Source organism: Alteromonas sp. ABV2_168 (assembly GCF_056161165.1).
On the sequence record NZ_JBSWYQ010000002.1, the window covers coordinates 355,350 to 378,468 of the forward strand.

A 23,119-nucleotide genomic window follows, 5' to 3' on the forward strand; every position below is an offset into this window, starting at 1 on the left:
TTGGCTCTCAGACCCCATCACACATTTCGCGTATCGGGCTATTTCTCTCTTCATCGCCCTTTTTGTTGCATTAAACGACTGAAAGGTTAATTTAATGTAACAGGTAGGTTATATATTAAACATGCGTTTGATTGCAAGCATTTTGTAAAGGCGCTTAACAAATGATATCGATAGCCAATTTTATTTTTAGGGAGAAAAAGCCGGAAGGAGATATGGCGGACAACATGTCCGCCAGGAATGAGAATTGATTGAGTTAATGGTTTCGAAATTACGAGGATACAGTCAGTTTGATGATACCTTCGTATTTACCTGGCTTGACTGGCGTAACTTTTCCGTCAACAGTCATTGATAACTTACCGTTTTTAGCTTTCATTTCCGCGCCTTCTGCAATAGTCAGGGAGGTGATAATACTCTCCCCTGTTACCAGCCAAACTCCCGTGTCTTCAAGCACAACTTCGATATCGTTGACACCATTGAAAAAAGGCTTGTTTTTAACATGTCCGAGATAATAGTACTCAGCATCAGTGAATTGAGTGTTCTGGTCCCCATGTTCATCGATATGAATAGCGCTCGTACTACTGATAGCACCAATGATGATGGACCTGTTACCCATAGTAACTGTGAGTTTATCGCCCGGTTGGTTTCCAAAATAACCTGTCGCGTTGTAAAGGTCACCTTCAAGCTTAATGCCTTCTGCTTTTAACGTCACATTGGCGCGTTTTTCATCAGTCACAGACTCAAGTGAATAGTCGATACCGGGATAGCCAGCTTTCTCGGTGAACGTAGTATTAAAGTGAAGTGCAACCTGAGACTCAGGATCGATACCCACCAGCATGTCATCGTTGTCCATCATTTGAAGTAATACCCCGTTCCCCGGAGTGAGTTCAGACCGATCTTTTACTGTTATATCAACATTACCGTCTTTAAGCAGGAAGGTACTTTTGCCGGTCTTCACTTCTGTACCTTCGGCTATCACCAATTTGCCATCGCCATGAGACATCCAGCCAAAATTGTCTGAATAGATGTAAGACTTTTTACCTTTCCCGGTGATCTTTGAAAACGCGGGCGTTTCATCAATCTGAATATCAAATACCTGTTGTTCGTTGCCGAAAAAATCAATGAATGTTTCACCCGTTGGAATTTGTAAACGGGGATAGATATTTAATGGCTCGTCAAACGTCGAGTCACCGTAGTAAGCCTCACCTTCCCGCACAATTCCACCGTAGGTACCGGCGTGAATGGTTACACCGTAATAGAAGTGCTCAGATCCCAGAATATAACTGCCATAACCGCTGCCATAACGGGTACTAAAGAGGTCTTTTTCACCATTTAATGTCAATGAGGAATCTACAATAGTCATCAACATTGCAGCGCCCATATCAGTAGACAACACCCCCCAGTTTGCAGCTTCAGCTTCACTACGCACCATGGTAAACGTCGTACGGTTTCCCATCATGTTAGTGCCACGTGCGCTACCTTTGATACCCAACACCCAGGGAGGAGCAAGCATCGCAGAGAAGTCAGCCGAGTTAGGGTACCCTTCATAAAGTTCCCCACCATCTACTTTGAATGTTGAGTCTGTGATCAATAAGTCTGCATCTTCATATGCATACAGGGCCAGACGTGCCACACCCGACACATCAATGTTGCTGTTTGAGATAGCCAACCGGGCGCCGTTATAAGCTGCAAATGCTGCACCATAGCCGGAAAAATCGCTGTTATCACTGCCATCGGCATCAGAGCGGAAATCAACGTTTGCACCGTCAACACGATAACTCACGTTGCCATCGACCATCACACCATTGAAATTTCCGCTATCAGATACCAATGTGATGTCTTTCGCCTCCGACGCAGAATATTCGCCGCCCTGAATGGCTTGAATGACTGAACGTTTTTCATCAATCCCTTTCCCGGTAATTAGCAAAGCTGTGCGAAAATTGTCGACTCCACGGTCATTTTTACCTGTAGGGCTTTGGTAGAACTTATCAGTAATGACCAGTTCCACATTATTATATTTACCCGGCAACATGGCGGTTTCCTTGCCGTCAACCAACATCGTAACGGATTTGCCAGGTCGCTGAATAGCCGCGCCTTTTTCCAGAATGAGTGTGTTAACGCGAGTATCCTGGAAAATCTTCCACGGCTCGCCGGCCTTCACGTGCTGCTCATTTACTGAAACATCGAAAGCGTGTGTCGCTCCCGCGAAAGCAATAAGGGTCGCTAAACAGGTTTTTCTAAAAACTGAAGGTAGAGTCATACATATTTCCTGATAAATTAAATAGTTTCGATTATGAGATTGCCGCCAGAGGGCTGATTGATTTTCCCGGGCTTCAGATGAGATGAAAGAATAGTTACCGTTACTCCCGGGTTGGTTTGTATTTGCTTGAGGCCCATTGCATTGTCCAGCTCAATAACGCTGTTACCTGTTGCATGCCAGGCGCTCGTTTCATCAATGCTCAATGTCACATTGGATAACGCACCATTTAGTACCGATCGTTTATTCAATGAAACTACGAGTCCTCTTTCGCTGTCCTGATTGACGACATCACCCGATAGCTTGCTGTTTTCAATCGACAGAGCTGTTCCGGGTACGCGGGCTCCGTTTACCTGGGTACGGAATTTGTCCTCATTGACTTCGGCCAACAAAAGCACACCAGATTCAGACACAATAGAGGTGTTTTTTAAGGTGATGACTGCGTTCGCGCTTTTCACCCAAAATGCAGCATCTTCTGCATTGTGTTTCCCGCCATCAACAACTAACCGCCCTTTTTCCTGCGGATTGCCCATGACTGAGTGAATCATGACTACGTTGCGACCCGAGCTGGATTCGCTATTAAAAAAGGCCATTTCAGCCTCTCCCGCAATCACGCCAGCGTACGTTGCCACATCAAATACAGTACGGTTTGCCACCACTTTTGCACCAAAATCTGCATAGGCGCCATATCCGCTATTATTAACAGTGACCTGACTGTCGTTCACTTCAAGGTAAGCTTCTCCGCCAGCGGCATCCGTAGACAATGCACCCCACCCATCAGCAATGAATTCACAGTTGTAGAAATAGCTCCGGGCATTACTCATGGTAAGCAATGTTCTGGCGGTACCGGTAATACCCAGCGGGGCCGGAGGCTCTTTCATACCGGGACCAATGACCGGCACGTAATCTTCAGGCAGCTGTCCGCCATGAGAAACGAACTTACTATTAAACCCTTTAAGCGTTGCACGCTCCGCAGCCACAAGTGCACTGGATACCACACCCGACGTTATAATTTCACTGTCATACACATAAGCCACGCCACCGGTAACAAGTAAGCCCGCCCCTTTGCCCAGAAAGTCGTTGCTGCCGTCTCCACTCAGGTTGACAGATGTATCGCTGATTTTGACTAATGCGCCCGGTTCCTCAATGATGATGGCATTGAAGTCATCTTCATGTGATTTTAGCGTTAGTCTATTGATTGCAGATTTGCCTACTTCACCGCTAACAGTTACTTCTGCAGTTTCGCTTCTTTGAACCGCTTCACCTGCGATTGTTATATAGCTTTTATACTGCGTGTCTTGAATACGCGGCATGGCCGGTGGAGGGCCAGGAGGCCCGTTTGGCACCTGTTGCGCCAGGGCACTTCCTATCATCACGACGCCTGCCAGCAGCGCGAAAACGCTACTGGCAGATTGTTTGAGCTTACTACCCGTTAAAGTATTCATCTTCGTTCCTGAAAAATTTAAAAGCGATAGTTTAGTGACACACCAGTAGTTCTTGGTGCTCCGCCGACCACATACCCTGTGAAGAAACCAGTCTTGACAGCTTCATCAGTAAAGTTTTTCACATAGCCTGAAACACTTAATTTATCTTGTGCATCATGCCAGGTTACGGTTATATCTCCTGTGAAGTAATCACCTTGCAAGGCAATATCCTGATTGCTTGGAGCAACGTATTGCTCAGTGACGTACCTCATTTCGATTCTGGGGATCAACAGCCAGCCACCGTTACCTTCATAAATGTATTCGTAACCTGCTTTGATAGTCAGATCCGGTGAATGTGGTAGCCGTTCCCCCTTAAAGTTAATCGCATTGGCCCCTAACCCGTCACATTCTGCGTCTGCCGCGCCGGTGTACCCGCTTGGATTAAGACAAAGGTCTGACTCAATTTCAGAGTTTAAGTAAGCGAGAGAGAAGTTGATTCGGTGGGCGTCAGAGGGAATTGCCAACATTTCCAGTTCAGCTCCCCAGTTCACCGCGTCAGCATTGTAGAAACTTAGATTAGGTCCCGTGGCTGTGATAAAGAAATCAACGATTTGAAAATCGGAATAATCGTAATAGAACGAACTGGCATTAAGCTGTAATGCACCATCCCATAATCTGGATTTGATACCTGCCTCATAGGATAAAAGCTCCTCGGGGATGATGGTATTACCGTCAAACGGATTTACGCCACCGGGACGGAAACCGGTTGCAGCCTGTACATAGACCAGTGCATTATCAGAAAGGTCATGCTCAAGTCCCAGCTTCCAGTCGAAAAAGTTATCGTCCCTCGTACCTGCGTACCCATAAATTGGAGCTGGCGCAGTTCCTTCTGATTCTCTCTCGTCCCAGGTATAGCGCGCACCTGCAGTTATCCTCCAGTCTTCTGCGACAGGGAAGGTTACCTGACCAAACAACGCATCGGAATCACCACTGGTAAAACTTGAATCTTCAACACCACTGGTTGTACCGTCTGCATATAATTCCTCGGCGACCAGGCTCTGCTCATAATCGTAATGGAAAAAACCCACAATCCATTCAATGTCTTCGCCAGGAAGACTGCCATAGCGCACCTCCAGAGCATTTTGTTCTACATTTTTAGGATCGTAACCGGCAGTCCCCCTCCCGGCAAAAATTGCCTCATTCGTACCATCTCCAGTCTGATATGAAGGCAGAATAGTGAGTTGTCCGGGCCCCACATTCCATTGCAACTTGGCATAATACTTATCCGACGTATAATCCTGCCCATCACCAATTCCCGAATCATCAGTGGTGTAGTAGTCACCACTCTCCCAGTAGGCACTTTCAGTGGCACCCGCTCCCATGCCATCCAGATGGATCCGGTCATACCCCAACAATAAACTAAAATCGTCACTGGGCTGATATAGCGCCTTGATACGCTGACCATCACCTTCTAAATCGTTATGCCCGTTTGATAAAAAACCATCTCTTTTTACGATTGTACCCGCCACGCGCACCGCAAAGTCCTCAGACACCGGTATATTGACGGCCCCCTCTCCCCGGCGAAAATTGTAATCGCCGGCGCTTACTCCAACATGGCCACCAAACTCTCCCAATACCGGAGAGTGTGATATAAAGTTAATCACCCCGGCTGTAGCGTTTCTTCCATAAAGTGTCCCCTGGGGGCCGCGCATGACTTCGACTCGTTCTAAATCATAAAACCCTAGCTGACCAGCTTCCGCACGAATGGAGTACACCTCATCGTAATTGGTAGATACCGAACTTTCGCCAACACCCGGGGGTAAATCGGAGCCCAGGCCGCGAATAGCAAACACTTTACCTCTGGCTGCTCCCTGCACTTCGACCCCTGCTACATTGGCAAGCACGTCATCTGCTGACACGCGGGCAGCCTGAGCCAGACGCTCGCCATCCACTACAGAAATAGCAGCAGGGACTTTTTGCAGAGGTTTGTTCGTTTTCGAAGATGTAACCATAATTATTTCGAGGTCTTCTTTTTGTTCTGCAGATTCTTGCGCTGTGGCGGTTGCACAAGTTGCAGATAAAACCGAAATAGCTACAGCACTCAGAAAGAAGCGATATTGCTGTTTTTTCATCTCAGACGTTCCTTTATTTATTCGAAGATCACTGACGCAGAATGATTAAAATTAAACCACTGCACATATGTATTTTTTTATTTAATTATTTGTTAATAACCGCATTTTTATTTTGCTAAATTGAAACGAAATTTAGAATTCGAATTAACAAATAGAGAGATTTTGCGGAACGAATAAAGGGGATTGATAAAATAGAAATAAAAAAGGGCGACCTTTTATTGAGATCGCCCAAGGTAAAGTTAATTTTACTTGCTAGTGAGGAGAACCCAGTGACCGTGTTTTCCCATCAGATGTATATGTAAAATCCAAATAAGATACCGTTAGCTTTTTAATTTTCCCGAGATGATTAATTTTATAAATAATGGACCCGTAGTAATCAAAGGCATCACCTTTTTTAATCTTACCGAACGGTGAATTTTCATCATCCCGGATAACGGTAAAATGAGCATGCAGATCAACAGCAAGGGTATCGCCGTCAAAAACAAATTCATTCACAGTTAAGTCTTCTTTCATCAATGACCAAAGGCCGTGATAGTGTTTTTTTACCGCGGGTATACCTTCTAATACCAGGCCTCCATTTATATACACAATATCATCAGAAAAATAAGCTTCGAATGCCTGAGGGTTTTTCTCATTGAACAGTTTTATGTAATGCATATAACTGGCTTTGTTTCTTATACCGAACGTAGGTAAATCTTCGTCATTAATCGTTTCCATAGCACTGGCAGAAACAGGAAACATTGAGAATACTGCAAGAAAAAATACTACTTTAATTTTATTAAACATTATTACTTCCTTTATATTATCGAGTCTGATCACGCGCCATTTTTAATGACAGAGTTAATACCACTATTATTTTTTGGTAGCGTTACTATAGAGATAACAAACATGGCCAGCGCTACACCGGCAAAAACTCTAAAGCTTTCAAGGTGACTACCATTTGCCAGGTTCGCGAGCACCCAGGCAAAAACGAGCGTTGTTACGAACTGGCCGGTGGCAAACGTGGATTGCCAAATACCAGCGCCCCGCGCCCGAACAGCATGACTCAGCGGTTTAACGGCCCAGGTAAGCATGGTGGGAAGCAGCATGCCGGCGCCAAACTGGTTCAGGAACCCGGCAGCTACGAAAATTTTGTAGTCAGGTGCACTGGCCATCGAGAAGAAACCCAGCGCCAGAATGCCAAATTCGAGTGCGATAAGATTTTTAAGACCCAGCCACTGATGTATGTAACGATATGCAATTGCTCCCATAGGCACGCCGATACTGGCGAATGACAGTAACCACCCGGTGATAGCTGAATTGTCTATATCGAACTCACCCAGAGCTGCAGCCATTTGAAATTGAAGCAGGTAAAAAAGAATACCGCCGATTAAAGTAAAACCGCACACTGTGCCCATGTGCCCCCAAGGAAACCTATTTACATGCTTAGTAACGCGGGCTTCAGATTGGACTTCCTCATCTGACTGAGAGCCAGTTTCCCACGTAAACAAAATAGTCATTACCGCTAATGGCAAGCTAAGCGCGTACAGTGCGAAAGGCCCTTTCCAACCATAGGTGGCACCAAGATATCCTGCGAGAGGAAACAGACACATAGCAGTGAGAGAGGCAACGGCAGCCTGACTTCCTAACCATTTATTCCTGTCATCGCCCTTGAAATAGTCCCCGATTAACGTTGTGGAACACGTCATCAAAAAGGCTTCACAGACTCCAACCAGTAACCTGGAGCCAAAAACCATCCAGTAACTATCAAGAAATAAGGGAGATACGCCACAAACCGCGTAAACAAACATACTCGCAATCAGCAATTGACGGCGTCCGACTTTATCAGCGATATAACCGGCCAGAGGAGCACCGAGTGCGATGCACAACGCTGGCAGAGAAAGAAGTAGAGGTACCCAATAGTTTGCATTTTCAATATGCCCAAATGCCTGCATGAGCTGCGGCACAATAGGAGCGAGAAGCACGGAACCCATGGTACTGAGGGTAATAGGTAATATTAGCACGATGCCCTGAAGGGTACCGGCTCTGCGATCTTTAATCATGGATTTGCCTTTTGTAGCTTTAAGTTATTAATTACCAGCCAGTCGGAAAAATGCGCGACAGTATTCTGCTATAGCATTTGAGCAGGCGAACTATTCAGGACAAGACTAACTGCAGTATCAGTGTGCCGACAAATTCGCCTTACGAATAAGGTTCATATAAATAACAAATTGATAACAAATAAAACCGAAAGAACAGAATATTTACAATACTGATAATGTCATTCCGAACAATCGATAGGGTCTTAATTGTGTTTGTAAGATTCGATGAGTAATCATAGTGCAGATAACTACTGACTAATTAGCCACGACACGCACAAATCGCTGTCGATACAGGAGCACGACATGTTTGAACCGTTCAAAGGAAATTACGTCTGGAATCTTCAGGTTAATCTCGCCCTTGCATGCGGAGGGAATCACGGCGAAGTAGATGCCGCCTGTCGCCCTATTTTTGAGGCCGCCGCCAACGGTGAAGATGCGGGTACAGAGTTACTTTTTGACAGCTGGATTGCCGTCGCAAAGCAAGTAGAAGAGAACGCCCGCAAAGATGAAGAACAAGGCTATTTTTTGTCTGCCGGAACAAAGTACGCCCGTGCATCCGGTTACTATCTGTCTGCCGAACGCATGCAATCCAGAGATTATGCTCCGCGTTGGGAAGCCTACGACAAAGGCCTGGCGCTGTACCGTAAGCACGTAGAGTGCAGCGGTTTGCATGTGGATTTTTTGGATATTCCTTATGAAGGCACGTCTTACCCCGCTATTTTCGTTCACGATGGCAGCGGCATTAAGCGCCCGGCGCTGGTTTCGGTAAATGGCCTGGACTCAATGAAAGAACAGGTGAACATGGCCGGTCATGGTAAATCTAACCTGGACCGGGGCATGTACACTTTGTTTGTCGATCAACCAGGTACCGGTGAAGCACTGCGTAAACGTGGCCTGACTGCAGTGTACGATACAGAAAAATGGGCAACACCGGCATTCGACTATCTGGCATCCCGTGATGATGTGGATGAGAATCGAATAGGTATTTTTGGCCTTTCTCTGGGTGGCTATTATGCGCCACGCGCGGCTGCGAACGAACCCCGATTTGCACTGTGCGCAGTAATGGGCGCTAACCATGTTTGGGGCCAGAGACAAAAAGAGCGTATGGAGCGTGAAGGCGAGAATCCGGTGCCACACTACTGGGATCATGTACTGTGGGTATGGGGGAAGGAAAACCTTGATGACTTTATGGCCTATATGCCAAAAGTCACTTTGGATGGCCAGATCGAAAAAATGAAAATGCCGTTTCTTATTACGCATGGTGAAGGTGATCGCCAGATACCAGTAAGCAACGCTTATCGATCCTACGAGCAGGCAGTATATTCAGTTAACCGTCATCTGCGAATATTCACCACCAAAGACTTTGAAATAGAACACTGTGGCGCAGACAACGGCACCGGTATGCGGGATTATGTTGCCGACTGGTGCGCAGCGGAATTTGAGAAAATGAAGTAACTTCTTTTAAACTGAGCATCAAAAAGCACACTGGAATCCTCGCCGGTGTGCGCGTTCTATCTGTCTCACCAATTGTTTATTTCCTGTATCTGAGTTGTAAATAACCTTCATCCAATCAAGCAATTTCAAACCTGCCGCCCATCTCTCTACACTGCTTTTAAGTTTAAGAAATAATGGATTTACCATGAATATAGTTGGTTTAGACGAACTGGTATTCGGTGTTGACGACGTACAGGCCTGTTGCCAGTACCTCACCGATTACGGCCTTGTTCCTGTGGGTGTATCTGATAAGGGTGGCCGCTTCGAAGGACAGGATGGCACCGCTGTTATCATCAGGCACAAAGATAATGAAAATTTGCCTGCCCCCTTACCTACTGCATCAATGCTGAGACAAACCGTGTATGGCGTAGATAACCAGGCCACACTGGATGCTATCAAAGCGGAACTGAGCACTGACCGTGAAGTGATCACCGGTGAAGACGGTAGCCTGTCTACCGTGGACAACAGCGGTTTTGCACTGAAGTTTCAAATCACTTGCCGTAAAGCGTTTACCGGTAAAAATGAGCAGATCAATTCTCCGGGTTTTGCACCACAGCGTCCGGTTAATGAACCCGGCGCAGATGACAGCTACGACATCATTCCTGCCAGCTTGTCCCACGTCGTTTATTTCGTTCCGAATATTAAAGAGGCAGAGTCTTTTTACATCGACAGGCTCGGTTTCCGGGTTGCCGATCGTTTCACCCGGTTAGGGCCGTTTCTGCGCCCGCAGGGCACCCTTGACCACCACTCACTGTTTCTCATCGATACCCCGCCACATATGCAGGGTTGTGAGCATTTCACTTTCCACCTGGCCGGGCCTAACGAGCTGCTTCTGGCGGGCAAACGTTTTCAGGATAAAGGTTACGAAACCTTCTGGGGTCCGGGCCGGCATATCTTCGGTTCAAACTACTTCTGGTACTTCAACAGCCCCATGGGTGTGCACGTTGAATACGATGCAGACATGGATCTGCATGATGACAGCTGGACACCACGGGAAGCCATGGCCAGCGCAGATGCCTCGCAAATTTTCAATTTCACCCTGGTGAAAAAATGGATGCCCGGTGGCGATCCGCACTGATGGCATCACCCTGTGTGCGCTGGACGATATTCCGCTGAATACCAGTAAAGGCTTCAGCACCGGCGCACAGCAGGCAGCGTCTATTTTTGTTGTGAGAACCGGCCATAGCAGTATTGCTGCTTTTCGTAACAGTTGTCCGCACAAGGGCTACGAACATGCATCCATGGCCTGGAAAAAAGATGCTTTTCTGGACGGGTCTGGCCAGTTCATTAAATGCGGTTCACATGGCGCACTGTTCGAACGCAACACCGGTTTATGTATTTCCGGCCCCTGTAAAGGGAGTCACTTAACGCCGGTAAAGGTAGAAATAAACAGTCACGGGGATCTGGTCTGGTACCCGGACTCAGAAACAAAAAGAGCATGAACATGACATCATCAGTAAATAAAGTGCTAATTGTCGGTGGCGGCTTCACCGGCATGTCTACAGCCATCCTGCTAAGTAAACAGGGAATAGAAGTACACCTTGTTGAGCTGGATGAAAAATGGAAAACAGACGGTGCCGGTATCACCGTAAGCGGTCCGTCGCTGCGAGCCATAGAGCAGATTGGCCTGATTGACGAATTCCGCCGCCACGGTGCTATTTGCCAGAACGTCGACATGCTCACTGCAGACGGTACATTCCTGCGTCAAATTGTTACCCCTGCGGTGCCCGGCTCAAGTATTACCGGAGGCGGTGGCATCATGCGCCCGGTACTTGCCGGTATTCTGGCTGAAAAAGTGCAGCAAAGCGGCGTGCATGTACACCTTGGCTGCACCTACGAAACACTGACAGAGCAGGAAGACGGCATTAAAGCCATGCTGACAGATGGCTCTGAGCATGTGTTTGACATGGTACTGGCCGCAGATGGCGTATTTTCTAAAACACGAGAGCAGTACTTTAAAGGTGCACCCGTGCCTCAGTATACCGGTCAGGTGGTGTGGCGCGCGGTGGTGGAACGTCACGGTCTGGAACGTCCGGCATTGTTTTACGGCAGCAATGGTAAACTCGGTTTTACCCCGGTGTCATCCACCCACATGTACCTGAACTACACCGAACAACGGCCACAAAAGTCCCGCATCGCTGATGACGAACTGCTGCCTTACCTGCAGAACCTGATTGCGCCTTTTACTGCACCGGTGATTGAAGCTGTGAAAGCAGAACTCTCTGAGTCATCCAGTATTCTGGCACGCCCGCTGGAAGGGATGATCATGCCCCGTTCCTGGTTTAAAGGCCGGATATTGCTGATGGGGGATGCAGTTCATGCCACAACACCCCATCTCGCCTCGGGTGCAGGTATGGGCCATGAAGATGCTGTGGTTATAGCCGATGAAATTGCATCAGGTGGCACGGTAGAAGAGATCTTCACCCGCTTCGAGAATCGCCGCTGGCCCCGATGCAGCATGATTGTGACTAACTCAAAGCGCTTAGGTGAAATTGAGCAAACCGGCGGTTCAAAAGTAGAGCATATTCAGGTTATGGCGTTGACCATGAGCGCATTAATGGCGCCCATTTAACACCTGCTTATCAGTAATACGAAAGCCTTAAGTAAAATAATGTTTTCTTTGTTGTAATCATATAGTTAAAAAATGATACTAGTGCTTTAGGGCTTTCATGCAGGTTTTCTCATGCGTTTAAACAGACTCGACCTCAATTTACTGGTGGCACTGGATGCCTTGCTGACCGAACGAAGTATTACGCTGGCGGCTGAACGTATTTGTTTAAGTCAGCCTGCCACCAGTGGTGCACTGGCGCGGTTGCGGGAGTTTTTCAATGACGATTTACTGGTACGGGTGGGTGCAAAAATGCAACCGACGCCATTAGGTGAGAGCCTCGCAGAGCCAGTTCACAATATCCTTTTACAAATTCAAGCCACCGTCGATCGCGGTGTAACCTTTGATCCGTACACCTGTAACAGAAAATTCAAATTTATCGCTGGCGACTACAGTAGTACGGTATTGCTTACCGCGGTAGCTAAGCAGATTAATTCACTTGCCCCGGGGATTCAGTTTGAATTTTTTATTCCGAGCAATAAGCCTGCAGAAGTATTAGACCGGGCAGAAGTAGACTTCATGATAATGCCGATGTCGATAAAGGTTGATCATCATCCATGTGAGGAATTATTTTCTGAAAAATTTGTATGTATTGCATGTGAACAGAACGATGCAGTTCATGAAAATATAACACTGGACGATTTTTTGAACCTTGGCCACGTCACTGTAAAATTTGGTACGAGTCGCGTAACCAGTCAGGATCAAGTACTCATGAGGGATAAGTGGGGAAAAGAGCCAAAAGTAGAAATTATCACATCGACTTTTAATGCAATTCCTCAATTTTTACCCGGCACAGCACGCGTGGCAACTGTTTATCAACATCTTGCTGAGCACTGGCAGGCACTCATCCCCATCAAAACCGTTCCGCTTCCGGAGCCTTTACCTGAGATATCGTGGGCATTGCAATGGCATAAATACCGGGACCAGGATCCGGCGCTAATCTGGTTAAGAGAACAGATAATAGCTACTGCCCGTAAGACCTTTGCCTGACACCACTGCCGGATTATTGGCAAAACAAATAGTCCGGCTTTACCGAATCAAATATTCCGCCTCAGGTGTGCCTGTTACACTTTATTCACAATTTTTTGTGGAGAAAGAAAATGCCGGGACATCAAAACAGAATTGCAGTTATTACGGGCGCCGCCGGTGCGTTAGGACGGGAATTCGCTCTGGCTCTGGCATCACGGGGATGCGATATCGCTATAGCGGACATTCAGGATGCCTCCGCCGTGGTGGCAGAAATTCGTGCCACCGGTCAGCGGGCTTACAGTGAAATTGTTGACTTGTCAGACGCAGAACGGGTTTCGCAGTTTGCTGATAACGTACTCAGTGAATTCGGTCAGGTAGACATTCTTGTTAATAACGCGGCTTTTATGCCGGTAATACCGCTGGCTGAACTTGATTTAGCAACGTTCAGAAAATTTGAAGCCATTAATGTTGAAGCGGCATTCATTCTGGGCAAAACCTTCGGCATGGGTATGGCAGAAAGGGGTTACGGACGCATCGTTCAAATCGCTTCCAGCACCACCGGCACGGCTATGCCCGGGTTTTCAGCTTACGTGACAACCAAAATGGCGGGGATCGGTCTGACCCGCGCACTGGCAGCGGAATTCAGTTCCTCAGGGATCAGAGTCAATGCCCTTTCGCCCGGACTTACCCGTACGCCGGAATCAGCGAAAAACCTGCCCCCGCAGTTATTCGATAACGTGAAAAATAACCTGCAACTGATTAAACAAACCGAAGAGCCTCAGGATTTAACCGGCGCACTGTTGTTCCTGACATCCGAAGAATGCGGCTTTGTTACCGGACAAACGATTAACTGCGATGGCGGTGTTAACTTTTAAGGAGAATGCGATGAAACTGGCAACACTGAAAAACGGCACCCGCGACGGAACCCTTGTAGTGGTATCCCGTGATTTAACCCGGACAGCAGACGTTTCCCATATTGCTAAAACCATGCAACTGGCACTGGAAAACTGGGATGCGGTGCTTGCTGATCTCACCGCCGTTTACGACAAGCTCAACGATAATGCGGTTTCAGACGCATTCACGTTTAACCCTCAGGATGCTATGGCTCCCCTGCCCCGCTGCCACCAGTTCATTGATGCTTCGGCATTTCTAAACCATGGCAACATTATGGAAAAGGCCTTTGATCTGGATGTGAAGAAAGATCCGAACATCCCTATTCTTATTCAGCGTCAGAGCGATGACTTTATGGGCCCCTGTGAAGATTATGCTTTCCCTTCTGAAGAAGATAACGCCGATTTTGAAGGGGAATTTGCGGTGATTACCGGCGATATTCCTATGGGGGCGTCCGCCTCTGAAGCGCTGGATAGGGTAAAACTGGTCACCATTTTAAATGACATGAGCATGCGTAAGCATCTTTTCCGTGAATTACAAATGGGCTTCGGCTTTATATTGGCAAAGCCGGCGACGGTGTTTGCACCGGTGGCGGTTACCCCGGATGAACTGGGTGATGACTGGAAAGAAGGACGTGTGCACCTGAACATGGAAGTGAGACGCAACGGGGAATGGTTTGGTCACCCTAATGGCGGCGAAATGGACTTTTCTTTCGGGCAAATCCTTCAGCACATCACGTACAACCGCAACATCAAAGCCGGTATGATTTTAGGTTCGGGAACGGTATCCAGTAAAGACTGGAAAGAAACAGGATCGGCCTGTCTGGCAGAGCGTCGTGCACTGGACATACTGGAATTTGGTGAAGTGAAAACCGATTTTCTAAAATACGGTGAATCCCTCAGCTTCGACGTGAAAGATCACCTGGGTCAGAGCGTATTCGGCAAAATTGACCACACCATGGTAAAACCATGACCGCTAATGTCCCTTCCCTGTTCAGCGTTGAGAACAAACGCGTGGTGGTGACAGGTGCACTGGGCGGGATTGGCAGTGCCGTTGCCCGCCTTTTTCTTGAGGCTGGTGCAAAGCTTATTCTGGCCGACCGTGAGCACAGTTTCCCGGACACGCCGCCCGGCACAGTGTATATTCCTGCGGATTTCAGTGCTGAAGGCGGTGCTAATTCACTCATTCAGCATATTCAGAATGCGCCTGTAGATATTGTTATTCACACTGCCGGCATAGAAGGTCATGTGGGAAGCATGGACGACTGCGCTGAGGCCGACTGGTTGCGCACCATGAGAATTAATCTGCTGTCAGCCCAGTTGCTGTCTGCTGCCGCTGTAAAAGGTATGCAGCAACGGGGGGGCGGCCGGCTGATCTACGTGGGCAGTATTGCAGGCAAACGGGGTACATCGGCCTTGGGGCTGTATTCGGTCACAAAGGCCGGGCTGTCTCAACTTGCCCGCAACTACGCAGTACAACAAGGTAAATATGGCATTACTGCCAATTGTATTTGCCCTGGCCTGATAGATACGCCGTTATCAAAACATCTGCAGGCCGACGCGGCGTTTATGACCAAACGTATGCAGCAAACACCCCTTAAGCGCCTTGGCACAACAGATGAAATCGCCGCTACCGCACTTTATCTGGCCAGTGCTGCCGGTGGCTTTACAACAGGTCAGGATATTGTGGTGGACGGGGGAACGCTGATCTCAGATTGTTAGCTGTTACCTGCCGGAAATAACGGTATAGCCATACTGTTATCATATGAAGCTAATTAAAAACCCCGCTACAGTAAGTCTGTCGCGGGGTTTTAAGTGTTGTACTACGGATAATGTGCATGCTCAATATGCCCGAAGGCCTGCAAAAGCAACGGCATGATTGGCGCTAACAACCCGGCCCTCATCACGGCGATGTGTAACAGAAAGGATCAGAATAATTTCCTGTATCGTACCAGCCTTTCTGGTGACCATGTTGCGTCTTCCGGAGCCTATCCGTAGTAGAATTATCATTGTTTAGTCTTTGCTGAACAGCATTTTTACGATTGTCATGAACTTCGCCGGAGACAGCGCCATCTTAGCGGCTCTGCGTAAATCTCCGGGCCCCAGGCGGGCAGTCAATGGCATGGTACCGAAGGTTTTTCCCCGCACCACCAGCTCATCATCTTGTGTGTCAATGCTGTCCACCGTCATCAGTTCAGCATCGTTTTCGTCAAACAGTCGTACCGCACCATCATTTGGTGCCTGTGTTCTGGCTTTCGTAGTATTTGTAGATTTACTTTCGCCGGTCTGGAACGTGCTGTCGAAGTCCATACCCAAATCTTCGAACATCACCATGGCAGCGGCGCGCCCAGCGCCCACAACACCACCTGCAGGCGGCATTGACGGGCCAACCAAATACAGTGAATCGATTCCCGGTACTTTAAACTGACCAAGATCCGGCGTAGGACGATGTCCTACACTTTGGTAGAAGTACGGTGCCACACCGTGAACATCACCTTCCACCATGGAGTTCGGCGAGTTTCTTTCCAAATCCAGTGGCGTGTAGAATTTGTGGGCGATGATATTATCGCTGTTAAGGTTCGACACGAACTTACCTTGTTGCTTCTGGCGTTCTTCACCATAAGCTTCACGTATTTCATCCCAGCGGCTGCTGCCACCTTCAAGAAGATTAAACGGAGCAAAGCCGGTGCTGTGCCACATGCCGGCGCCTTCCGGTACGCGAGAGGGATCCGTTTTGGACTCATCGTTGCCCGCAGAAAACATCATGTCGGTCAGCTCCCCCCGCTTTACAGCATCAAAGTCACGCTGCATATCCGCCATGGATTCATGCTGACAAAGGGTAAGCATAATGGCTTTTTCCACATCTTTTTCTGCAGTACGGAATTGCACGGGTTCGCGAAGATCGTAGTGGGCAACAAACAAACTGAACGCCGCCAGACTGGCATTTTCAGCACGCTTGAGTACGGGTTCAGACACGCCATCAACAAACTGACGAATTTTATGGGGGTGCATGGAGCCGATGACAGCGTCACGGGCCATGATTTTCTCGCCGGTAACCAGCTCAACGCCTTTGGCTTTACCGCCTGACACCAGGATGCGCTTGATTTCGCTGTTGTAGCGAATTTCGCCCCCGGTAGCTTCGATAGCTCTCACCATAGATTCTGACAATTTACCTGAGCCACCCCAGGGTTGGGCTACGCCGTAGGTGTGCATGAGCGCCGTAAACATCACAGTCCCCATACCAGTGCCCAGCTCATCAGGTAATTGCAGGTTTTCAGACACCGCACGGGCAATGTGCATTTTGATTTTATCGTGAGTAAACCAAGTATTGATAATATCCATGCTGCTGCGTTGCATCATGTCCATCATCACGCGGCCTTCTTCACTGCTGTCCAGCATTGCCATCAGCGCGCCCAGAGGAGGCTGAGGTTTGTACATACCCGGCATAATCATCGGCAGCATGCTTTGGCCCAGTTCCACGAAACGGCGGTACGCTTCAGCATCACGCTGAGAAATTTTAGCCATGCCTTCGCAGGTTTTATCCAGGTCTTTATAGGTCATCAGCGCCGTCTGGTCAGCAAAAATAGTGGCGTGGGGTACGTCTGAATATTTGTAGTCCATGCCATATTTTTTGAACAAATCCAGTTCATCATTGGTGATAAGCGGGTTCGCCTGAATCATAATATGCACACTGGAGTGCAAATCGTGGTGGTAACCCGGCGTCAGGATTTGCTGTGTGGCTGCACCGCCACCGGCGTAGTCATGACGCTCCAGCAGCAGTACTTTCTTTCCGGCTTTTGCCAGATATCCGCATGTTGTCAGACTGTTATGGCCTGCGCCCATTGCGATTACGTCAAAATCAGCCATTTTTTATTCCTTCTAAGGGTGGATTTCCGGCAAAGGTTCACCGTTAATTTCGACCGGCGTTGCTTCTGTGAGTACAAAAACAATACGGCATACTTCGTTCTCAGAAGGATTCCGCCATAAATGGATAGTGCCCCGCTGTACTACGATATCACCGGCATTAAGCAGGGTTGTATTGCCATCATCCAATTCAAGTTCCAACTGGCCCTGCATCACAATGCCATAGTCCAGACTGTTGGTGCGATGAAAGGGCGACGCCGATTGCGGCAGCATATCCACCACACGGATCACAGAACCGCCGTTCAATGTGAGTCCGGCATCACGGTTGCGACCGTCAGTTTCATCATTGTTTTCCACCGGTAAATCAGGTGCTGTCCAAACAAGTGTAAACTCGGCATCACCACTGGGAATTAGTCTTGTTTCAAAAGCCTGATCGTCTTTGAAAATCGATCTGCCATTCTCATCGTGCCCCGTTACCACACGGCGTACATCTTTAAGTCGTCCCATCGCTAACCTTCATCTGAACATTTATATATTATGACTCAAAGTGTACTTACAGGCTGTATGCGCACAAATCGGTTATGCAGATATCGCACATTCCAATAACAAATGATTCACAAAACCGGCCCAGTTTGCCTGTGACATCACACTATCTGTAATGGGAATTCAGCTCATCAGCAACGCAAATTTTCAAATTTTCGCAACATTTTTTACACTTAGTTTAACTATTACAGGGGAAAGTATATGCATAACGAAAGTACCAGCATTTCTGAACAAAACGGCCGTCTGGCAGGGAAAACTGCACTTGTTACAGGCATCGGCGATGGCATCGGTAAAGGTTGCGCTCTCATGTTCGCCAGACAGGGCGCAACGGTTATTGGCACAGATATAAATGAAGAAGCGGCCTTGCGCACTGTAGAGGAAGCGCAGTCACAAGGCCTGTCTTTGCAGTTCGCCTGTGCCGCTGACCTCACCGATGAAGATGACATCACCAATTTGCGTGAAAGAGTGACGACGCTAACCGGATCCCTAAATATCATCGTCAATGCTGCGGCTACTGCTGTGTTTAAATGGATTGAGGATATGACCTATGCAGACTGGCAACTAACCTTAAAAGCAGAGTTGGACTCGGTATATCTGGTCACCCGGGCATTCTGGCCACATTTGAAAGCATCCGGATCCGGTTCTGTGATTAATTTTGCTTCGGCCAACGCTTACCAGGCATTAAAAGGCTCTGCCGCACTGGCGCACTGTGCGGGCAAAGGAGGTGTGTTGGCAATGACCCGCCAACTGGCGATGGAGGGTGGCCCTCATGGTGTTCGGGCAAATACTATATCACCCGGGCTCATTGTAACCGGCGCCACAGCTCCGGTGATTGACGATGAAGAGTTCCTCAGTAATGTCATGGCAAAAAACATGCTGGGCCGCTTAGGCAAGCCGGAAGACATTGCCTGGTGCGCCACCTATCTTGCCAGTAACGAAGCCAGCTTTGTCACCGGCGCAGATTTTTCTATTGATGCCGGGGCCATTGCCTGGTAAGTGTCGTCTGGCGAATAGCGGGCAAAACATTGCCCGTATAACCCGCTAATAAAAAACCCCGCTGCCAGTTAACTGTCAGCGGGGTTTTCTCTTATCTGTATATCAGAAGTTGTACTTAGCTCTGACACCGTAAGTACGTGGTGCTTTTAGTGCTGCATAAGTAGCGGTTGATGCCGGGCGATGTATTGCGGCAGTCAGTACCGTTTCGTCAGTAATATTGTTTCCGTACACAGTCACTGTCCAGGCCCCGCCGTTGTCTAGTGTAAATGATAGATCTGTGACACCAACAGCATCCTGTTTTTGTGAATCTTCGTAACCAATATCTAGATAGCGTTCTGTTTCGTAGTGATGCCAGACTGAGCCCACCAGATAAAGCCCGTCACTGAGTTCGAATGTGTGTTCGTACCCCAGATTCAATGTCCATTCAGGACTATTGAGTGCCGGTTTACCGGAACAATCAACCACCAGAGTAGTACCGTCATCATCGGGAGTAGTTGCACACGTGGTTACTGTTGTGTCTGCTCCTGCTCCGTCATAAATGAACTCATCGTAACCGGCATCCAGATACTGAATATTCGCTTTCAGCAAACCGTAATCGCTGACAGCATACTGAATATCTACCTCTGCCCCCTGCATGGTGGCAGCACCGGCATTACGGGTGAGAGAACCAAATGCGCCAGACGGTAAGTAACCCAGATAAGTCACCTGCTGATCTTTATAGTCCCAGTAAAAAGCTTCAATGTTCAGCTGTAGCTGATTATTCATAAAGCGATTTTTACTACCGGCCACCAGCGCGCCGATTTCTTCCGGTTCATAGGAGTTATCGACAGAGTCAGCAAAGAAGCCGCCCGATTTAAAGCCGGTTGTGTGGTTTACATACAGCATGGAATCTGCATTCACATCGTATTCAATTCCCGCACGGTAGGTGAAGTTGCTGAAAGAGCGCTCGTCTTCAGCCTGCACAGTGTCGGGCGTATTGTTAAAGTCGTATAAGTTATACGTTTCCAGCGTCAGCGGGGACTGACGCACCTGCATCTCTTTTTCTTCTTCTGTGAAACGGGCACCTAAAGTAAAGCGAAGGTCATCAGTGGCAGACCAGGTCATTTGTCCGAACACCGCCTGACTGTCTGTGCCTAGATCAGAGTAAACATACTCACCAGCCGGCCCCCATAATGAAGCAGCAAAGGAAAAAGGCGCCGCCCAGGACAAAGATTTTTGATCTTCAGCGTAAATGAATGCACCGGCAACGTACTTAATTGCGCCGGTATCGTTTGAGGCGAAGCGCACTTCCAGTGAACTTTGCTTATTCTCGTCCTGATTGATAACCGGAAAGCCAGGCAAGTAGAAGGTTGTGTCAGGCTCAGCCACGCGGTAAGAAGGAATAACCGTCAGCGTGCCACTGTCAAAGTGAGCGTTGATAGTGGCGGACACCCCCCAGAAAGTACTGTCCTGATAGCCTTCGTAATCAACGCCCTCGTCAGCGTCATAGAAATTGAAGGTCTCAAAATCCATGTAAGTACTGACAAACTCAGGGCGGCTGAGGAAAAAGGAGGTGGGTTGGGCTGCTTCAAATGCCGCTATACTTACCGGATCGGCACCACCAATCCGCTCATCAATTGCCGGCGCGCCGTCAGAGATCAGCACACTACCCGCACCTGTGCCGCCAGCCTTGTAGTAGTCACCGCTCAGCAATACGTCATATTTATCATTGGGGGCATACAGGTAGTGCACCCGCAACGCTTTTCCGTCTTCGTCATCATAACCGTCTGATAAATACCCGTCGCGGCTGACCCACTGCCCGGAAATGCGCAAAGCTGAGTTGTCACTGACAGCAACATTTACCGCGCCCGCCAACTGACGTGAATTATAATTTCCAACACTGCCGCTAATGTAGCCCTCTGTGTAGCCCAACTCAGGCTTGCGGGAAATAACATTGATAGCACCGCCGGTAGCATTACGGCCGTAAAGCGTTCCCTGAGGTCCTTTCAGCAGCTCAAGTCGCTCAAGGTCGAAAAAAGTTCCCACCACAGAGCCCGGACGGCCAATGTAAACACCGTCGTAGTTGAAGGCCACCGCGTTTTCAGCAAACGCGTTCGTTCCCTGTGTACCCACGCCCCGTACATAAAAACTGTTTCCTGTACCGCCGGTTTTGTTGATTTGCAGTGCAGGCACTAAAAATGACAATTGATCAGGCTGCGTGATACCGCTCTTTTCCAACTGCTTTGTGGAAATGGCCGATACCGCCAGTGCTGCTTTCTGGACATTCTCAGTACGGTGTTGGGAAGTGATTTCAATGACTTCCAGGCCGGACTGAACGTTTTCATTGTCTGACTGGGCGTAAGCCGGGGTCACGGCAGCAGCTACAGCCAGGGCGAGCATGGTAGGGATTCGCGTTTTGTTCACAGGTTTTTACTCCAGGTTCTCTCATCCGTTTGTGAAACGCCATACGATTTTTATTTTCCTGGCGACGAGATAGTGCGCCGGTTAACCGCTTGAAGCATTCACAACCCTTTAACAACTCAACAACAATAGAGAAACGGGAGAATTAAATTAAATCGCCATTTCGGATGACATATATCCGTAATTGCAATAGTGAATTCCGGGCGAAAAAAAACGGCAGTGTAACAATCACACTGCCGTTAGGGTCAACAGAAACGCAGGCAGTCAGCTTCTGTTTTCTTCTACAAATTCAATAAGGTTTCCTGCACAATCGCGAATAAAGCAACCTTTACCAAACTTCTCTCTGACCACGAATGCAACATCCGCCCCCCGAGCTTCCACGGCTTCGAGAAAGCGTTCCAGATCAGGTACTTTAAACGCCACATGCTTATTGCCGTGGGTCTTTACATCTTGCGGTGGATGTCGCCTTTCTTCAGGTAATGAAGCCGCCCCTTCCACTTCAAATATTTCGAAGCGCAAATCGCCCCGTCGTACCATGGCCACTTTCGCCTTTGCAGCCTCAATGTAAAATTCCCGCTCGGTGGCGAAGTCCAGCACACTGGCATACCATGCTTTTGCCTGCTCAAGATCAGGTACACTTACACCGCCATGATGAAATATAAATTCCGGTAATACGTTATCAGTCATATTTACTCCGCTGTCCAGCCACCATCAACTACCAGGCTGGTGCCAGTCATTAATGCGGATGCGTCTGATGCCAGAAACAATGCCGCGCCCATAAGATCCTGTACTTTCCCCAGCCTGCCGATTTTGATTTTCTCAAGCACAGAAGCCAGAAAGGCTTTATCTTCAAAGAAAGGTTTGGTCAGCGGTGTTTCAATAAACGTGGGAGCAATTGTGTTAGTGCGGATCCCGTGCGGAGCAAGATCAAGGGCCATGGCTTTATTCATGCCTTCCAGTGCCCATTTCGATGCACAGTACAATGAGCGGTTGACGCCGCCCACATGGCCCATCTGTGAACCGATATGAATTAGTGACCCTTTGATGCCACCTTCAATCATGCGCTGAATACAGGACTGTGCGACAAAATAAGCGCTTTTCACATTCAGATTGAGTACCGCATCGTAATCGTCTTCTGTGACTTCAGTGACCGGTTTTGGCCGGTTTGTGCCGGCGTTATTGACCAGTACATGAAACGGATCGCTCCGTTTAAAGAACTCTCGTACCGCGTTGAGATCGCTGACATCCAGTACCTCAGCCTGCGCCTTATCTCCCCGCGCACAAATTGACTCTGCCGCAGTTTGAATTTCGCCAGCCGAACGGGCAACCAGTGTTACCGATGCCCCTGCTTCCGCCAGACCGGCAGCAATGGCCAGGCCAATGCCCCGCCCTGCGCCGGTAACCAGCGCCCGTTTACCGTCCAGACGAAAGTCCGGTAGTGCCGGTAAAGTACTGTTTGTCATA

19 protein-coding genes are annotated in these 23,119 nt (G+C 48.3%); 9 read left to right on the top strand and 10 right to left on the bottom strand.

The features are described 5' to 3' along the window. Positions 1-268: 268 nt before the first annotated feature. The 5 genes from ACXAH4_RS04490 to ACXAH4_RS04510 form a co-directional block, all read right to left on the bottom strand. Entirely contained in the window at positions 269-2,257 is a 1,989-nt protein-coding gene (locus ACXAH4_RS04490; protein WP_474880927.1) for a hypothetical protein, read from the bottom strand. A 17-nt stretch (positions 2,258-2,274) separates the two neighbouring features. Then, on the bottom strand, positions 2,275-3,699 hold the full coding sequence (locus ACXAH4_RS04495) for a hypothetical protein (protein ID WP_474880929.1): 1,425 nt from the start codon (positions 3,697-3,699) through the stop codon (positions 2,275-2,277). A 17-nt stretch (positions 3,700-3,716) separates the two neighbouring features. After that, positions 3,717-5,810 carry a TonB-dependent receptor gene (locus tag ACXAH4_RS04500; RefSeq protein WP_474880931.1) on the bottom strand — a complete coding sequence of 698 codons (2,094 nt, stop codon included), beginning with the start codon at positions 5,808-5,810 and terminating at the stop codon, positions 3,717-3,719. 252 nt (positions 5,811-6,062) lie between these two features. Next, positions 6,063-6,596 carry a nuclear transport factor 2 family protein gene (locus tag ACXAH4_RS04505; protein ID WP_474843961.1) on the bottom strand — a complete coding sequence of 178 codons (534 nt, stop codon included), beginning with the start codon at positions 6,594-6,596 and terminating at the stop codon, positions 6,063-6,065. A 29-nt stretch (positions 6,597-6,625) separates the two neighbouring features. After that, positions 6,626-7,852: an MFS transporter gene (locus tag ACXAH4_RS04510; protein ID WP_474880933.1), complete on the bottom strand. Its 1,227-nt coding sequence runs from the start codon at positions 7,850-7,852 to the stop codon at positions 6,626-6,628. A 342-nt stretch (positions 7,853-8,194) separates the two neighbouring features. Between ACXAH4_RS04510 and ACXAH4_RS04515 the strand changes: the two genes are divergently transcribed. From ACXAH4_RS04515 to ACXAH4_RS04550, 8 genes are all read left to right on the top strand, one after another. Next, entirely contained in the window at positions 8,195-9,346 is a 1,152-nt protein-coding gene (locus ACXAH4_RS04515) for an alpha/beta hydrolase family protein (RefSeq protein ID WP_474843963.1), read from the top strand. 184 nt (positions 9,347-9,530) lie between these two features. Beyond that, positions 9,531-10,463, top strand: a complete 933-nt coding sequence (locus ACXAH4_RS04520; RefSeq protein WP_474880934.1) for a VOC family protein — start codon at positions 9,531-9,533, stop codon at positions 10,461-10,463. Next, positions 10,447-10,827 carry a Rieske (2Fe-2S) protein gene (locus ACXAH4_RS04525; RefSeq protein ID WP_474880936.1) on the top strand — a complete coding sequence of 127 codons (381 nt, stop codon included), beginning with the start codon at positions 10,447-10,449 and terminating at the stop codon, positions 10,825-10,827. The genes ACXAH4_RS04520 and ACXAH4_RS04525 overlap by 17 nt, the downstream gene beginning before the upstream one ends. A gap of 2 nt (positions 10,828-10,829) precedes the next feature. Then, a complete protein-coding gene (locus ACXAH4_RS04530; RefSeq protein ID WP_474880938.1) occupies positions 10,830-11,957 on the top strand; it encodes an FAD-dependent oxidoreductase in 1,128 nt (375 codons plus the stop codon). 111 nt (positions 11,958-12,068) lie between these two features. Beyond that, positions 12,069-12,983: a LysR family transcriptional regulator gene (locus ACXAH4_RS04535; RefSeq protein ID WP_474843967.1), complete on the top strand. Its 915-nt coding sequence runs from the start codon at positions 12,069-12,071 to the stop codon at positions 12,981-12,983. Between the two features lie 110 nt (positions 12,984-13,093). Further along, positions 13,094-13,837: an SDR family NAD(P)-dependent oxidoreductase gene (locus ACXAH4_RS04540; protein ID WP_474880939.1), complete on the top strand. Its 744-nt coding sequence runs from the start codon at positions 13,094-13,096 to the stop codon at positions 13,835-13,837. Between the two features lie 10 nt (positions 13,838-13,847). Next, positions 13,848-14,825: a fumarylacetoacetate hydrolase family protein gene (locus ACXAH4_RS04545; protein WP_474880941.1), complete on the top strand. Its 978-nt coding sequence runs from the start codon at positions 13,848-13,850 to the stop codon at positions 14,823-14,825. After that, positions 14,822-15,574: an SDR family NAD(P)-dependent oxidoreductase gene (locus tag ACXAH4_RS04550; RefSeq protein WP_474880943.1), complete on the top strand. Its 753-nt coding sequence runs from the start codon at positions 14,822-14,824 to the stop codon at positions 15,572-15,574. The genes ACXAH4_RS04545 and ACXAH4_RS04550 overlap by 4 nt, the downstream gene beginning before the upstream one ends. 291 nt (positions 15,575-15,865) lie before the next feature. Here the strand turns inward: ACXAH4_RS04550 and ACXAH4_RS04555 are convergent, their stop codons facing one another. Continuing rightward, positions 15,866-17,719, bottom strand: a complete 1,854-nt coding sequence (locus ACXAH4_RS04555) for a phytoene desaturase family protein (RefSeq protein WP_474880945.1) — start codon at positions 17,717-17,719, stop codon at positions 15,866-15,868. A gap of 12 nt (positions 17,720-17,731) precedes the next feature. Next, entirely contained in the window at positions 17,732-18,223 is a 492-nt protein-coding gene (locus ACXAH4_RS04560; protein ID WP_474880947.1) for a cupin domain-containing protein, read from the bottom strand. A 237-nt stretch (positions 18,224-18,460) separates the two neighbouring features. Here ACXAH4_RS04560 and ACXAH4_RS04565 point away from each other — a divergent pair, with 237 nt between their 5' ends. Then, positions 18,461-19,255 carry an SDR family NAD(P)-dependent oxidoreductase gene (locus tag ACXAH4_RS04565; protein WP_474880949.1) on the top strand — a complete coding sequence of 265 codons (795 nt, stop codon included), beginning with the start codon at positions 18,461-18,463 and terminating at the stop codon, positions 19,253-19,255. 102 nt (positions 19,256-19,357) lie between these two features. Here the strand turns inward: ACXAH4_RS04565 and ACXAH4_RS04570 are convergent, their stop codons facing one another. The 3 genes from ACXAH4_RS04570 to ACXAH4_RS04580 all read right to left on the bottom strand — a co-directional run bounded on the left by ACXAH4_RS04570 (position 19,358) and on the right by ACXAH4_RS04580 (position 23,118). Continuing rightward, positions 19,358-21,658, bottom strand: coding sequence for a TonB-dependent receptor (locus ACXAH4_RS04570; protein ID WP_474880951.1), 2,301 nt, complete (start codon positions 21,656-21,658; stop codon positions 19,358-19,360). 261 nt (positions 21,659-21,919) lie between these two features. Next, complete coding sequence (locus tag ACXAH4_RS04575) at positions 21,920-22,342, bottom strand: VOC family protein (RefSeq protein WP_474880953.1); 423 nt, start codon at positions 22,340-22,342, stop codon at positions 21,920-21,922. 2 nt (positions 22,343-22,344) lie between these two features. Then, entirely contained in the window at positions 22,345-23,118 is a 774-nt protein-coding gene (locus ACXAH4_RS04580) for an SDR family NAD(P)-dependent oxidoreductase (RefSeq protein WP_474849271.1), read from the bottom strand. Position 23,119 lies beyond the last annotated feature (1 nt).

What these genes read in the sequence shown, in the direction of transcription:
- ACXAH4_RS04575 (WP_474880953.1), bottom strand. Translation starts at nt 22,342, where the DNA reads ATGACTGATAACGTATTACCGGAATTTATATTTCATCATGGCGGTGTA.
- ACXAH4_RS04515 (WP_474843963.1), top strand. Translation starts at nt 8,195, where the DNA reads ATGTTTGAACCGTTCAAAGGAAATTACGTCTGGAATCTTCAGGTTAAT.
- ACXAH4_RS04520 (WP_474880934.1), top strand. Translation starts at nt 9,531, where the DNA reads ATGAATATAGTTGGTTTAGACGAACTGGTATTCGGTGTTGACGACGTA.
- ACXAH4_RS04580 (WP_474849271.1), bottom strand. Translation starts at nt 23,118, where the DNA reads ATGACAAACAGTACTTTACCGGCACTACCGGACTTTCGTCTGGACGGT.
- ACXAH4_RS04560 (WP_474880947.1), bottom strand. Translation starts at nt 18,223, where the DNA reads ATGGGACGACTTAAAGATGTACGCCGTGTGGTAACGGGGCACGATGAG.
- ACXAH4_RS04535 (WP_474843967.1), top strand. Translation starts at nt 12,069, where the DNA reads ATGCGTTTAAACAGACTCGACCTCAATTTACTGGTGGCACTGGATGCC.
- ACXAH4_RS04510 (WP_474880933.1), bottom strand. Translation starts at nt 7,852, where the DNA reads ATGATTAAAGATCGCAGAGCCGGTACCCTTCAGGGCATCGTGCTAATA.
- ACXAH4_RS04550 (WP_474880943.1), top strand. Translation starts at nt 14,822, where the DNA reads ATGACCGCTAATGTCCCTTCCCTGTTCAGCGTTGAGAACAAACGCGTG.
- ACXAH4_RS04540 (WP_474880939.1), top strand. Translation starts at nt 13,094, where the DNA reads ATGCCGGGACATCAAAACAGAATTGCAGTTATTACGGGCGCCGCCGGT.
- ACXAH4_RS04530 (WP_474880938.1), top strand. Translation starts at nt 10,830, where the DNA reads ATGACATCATCAGTAAATAAAGTGCTAATTGTCGGTGGCGGCTTCACC.
- ACXAH4_RS04505 (WP_474843961.1), bottom strand. Translation starts at nt 6,596, where the DNA reads ATGTTTAATAAAATTAAAGTAGTATTTTTTCTTGCAGTATTCTCAATG.
- ACXAH4_RS04565 (WP_474880949.1), top strand. Translation starts at nt 18,461, where the DNA reads ATGCATAACGAAAGTACCAGCATTTCTGAACAAAACGGCCGTCTGGCA.
- ACXAH4_RS04490 (WP_474880927.1), bottom strand. Translation starts at nt 2,257, where the DNA reads ATGACTCTACCTTCAGTTTTTAGAAAAACCTGTTTAGCGACCCTTATT.
- ACXAH4_RS04500 (WP_474880931.1), bottom strand. Translation starts at nt 5,810, where the DNA reads ATGAAAAAACAGCAATATCGCTTCTTTCTGAGTGCTGTAGCTATTTCG.
- ACXAH4_RS04555 (WP_474880945.1), bottom strand. Translation starts at nt 17,719, where the DNA reads ATGGCTGATTTTGACGTAATCGCAATGGGCGCAGGCCATAACAGTCTG.
- ACXAH4_RS04545 (WP_474880941.1), top strand. Translation starts at nt 13,848, where the DNA reads ATGAAACTGGCAACACTGAAAAACGGCACCCGCGACGGAACCCTTGTA.
- ACXAH4_RS04495 (WP_474880929.1), bottom strand. Translation starts at nt 3,699, where the DNA reads ATGAATACTTTAACGGGTAGTAAGCTCAAACAATCTGCCAGTAGCGTT.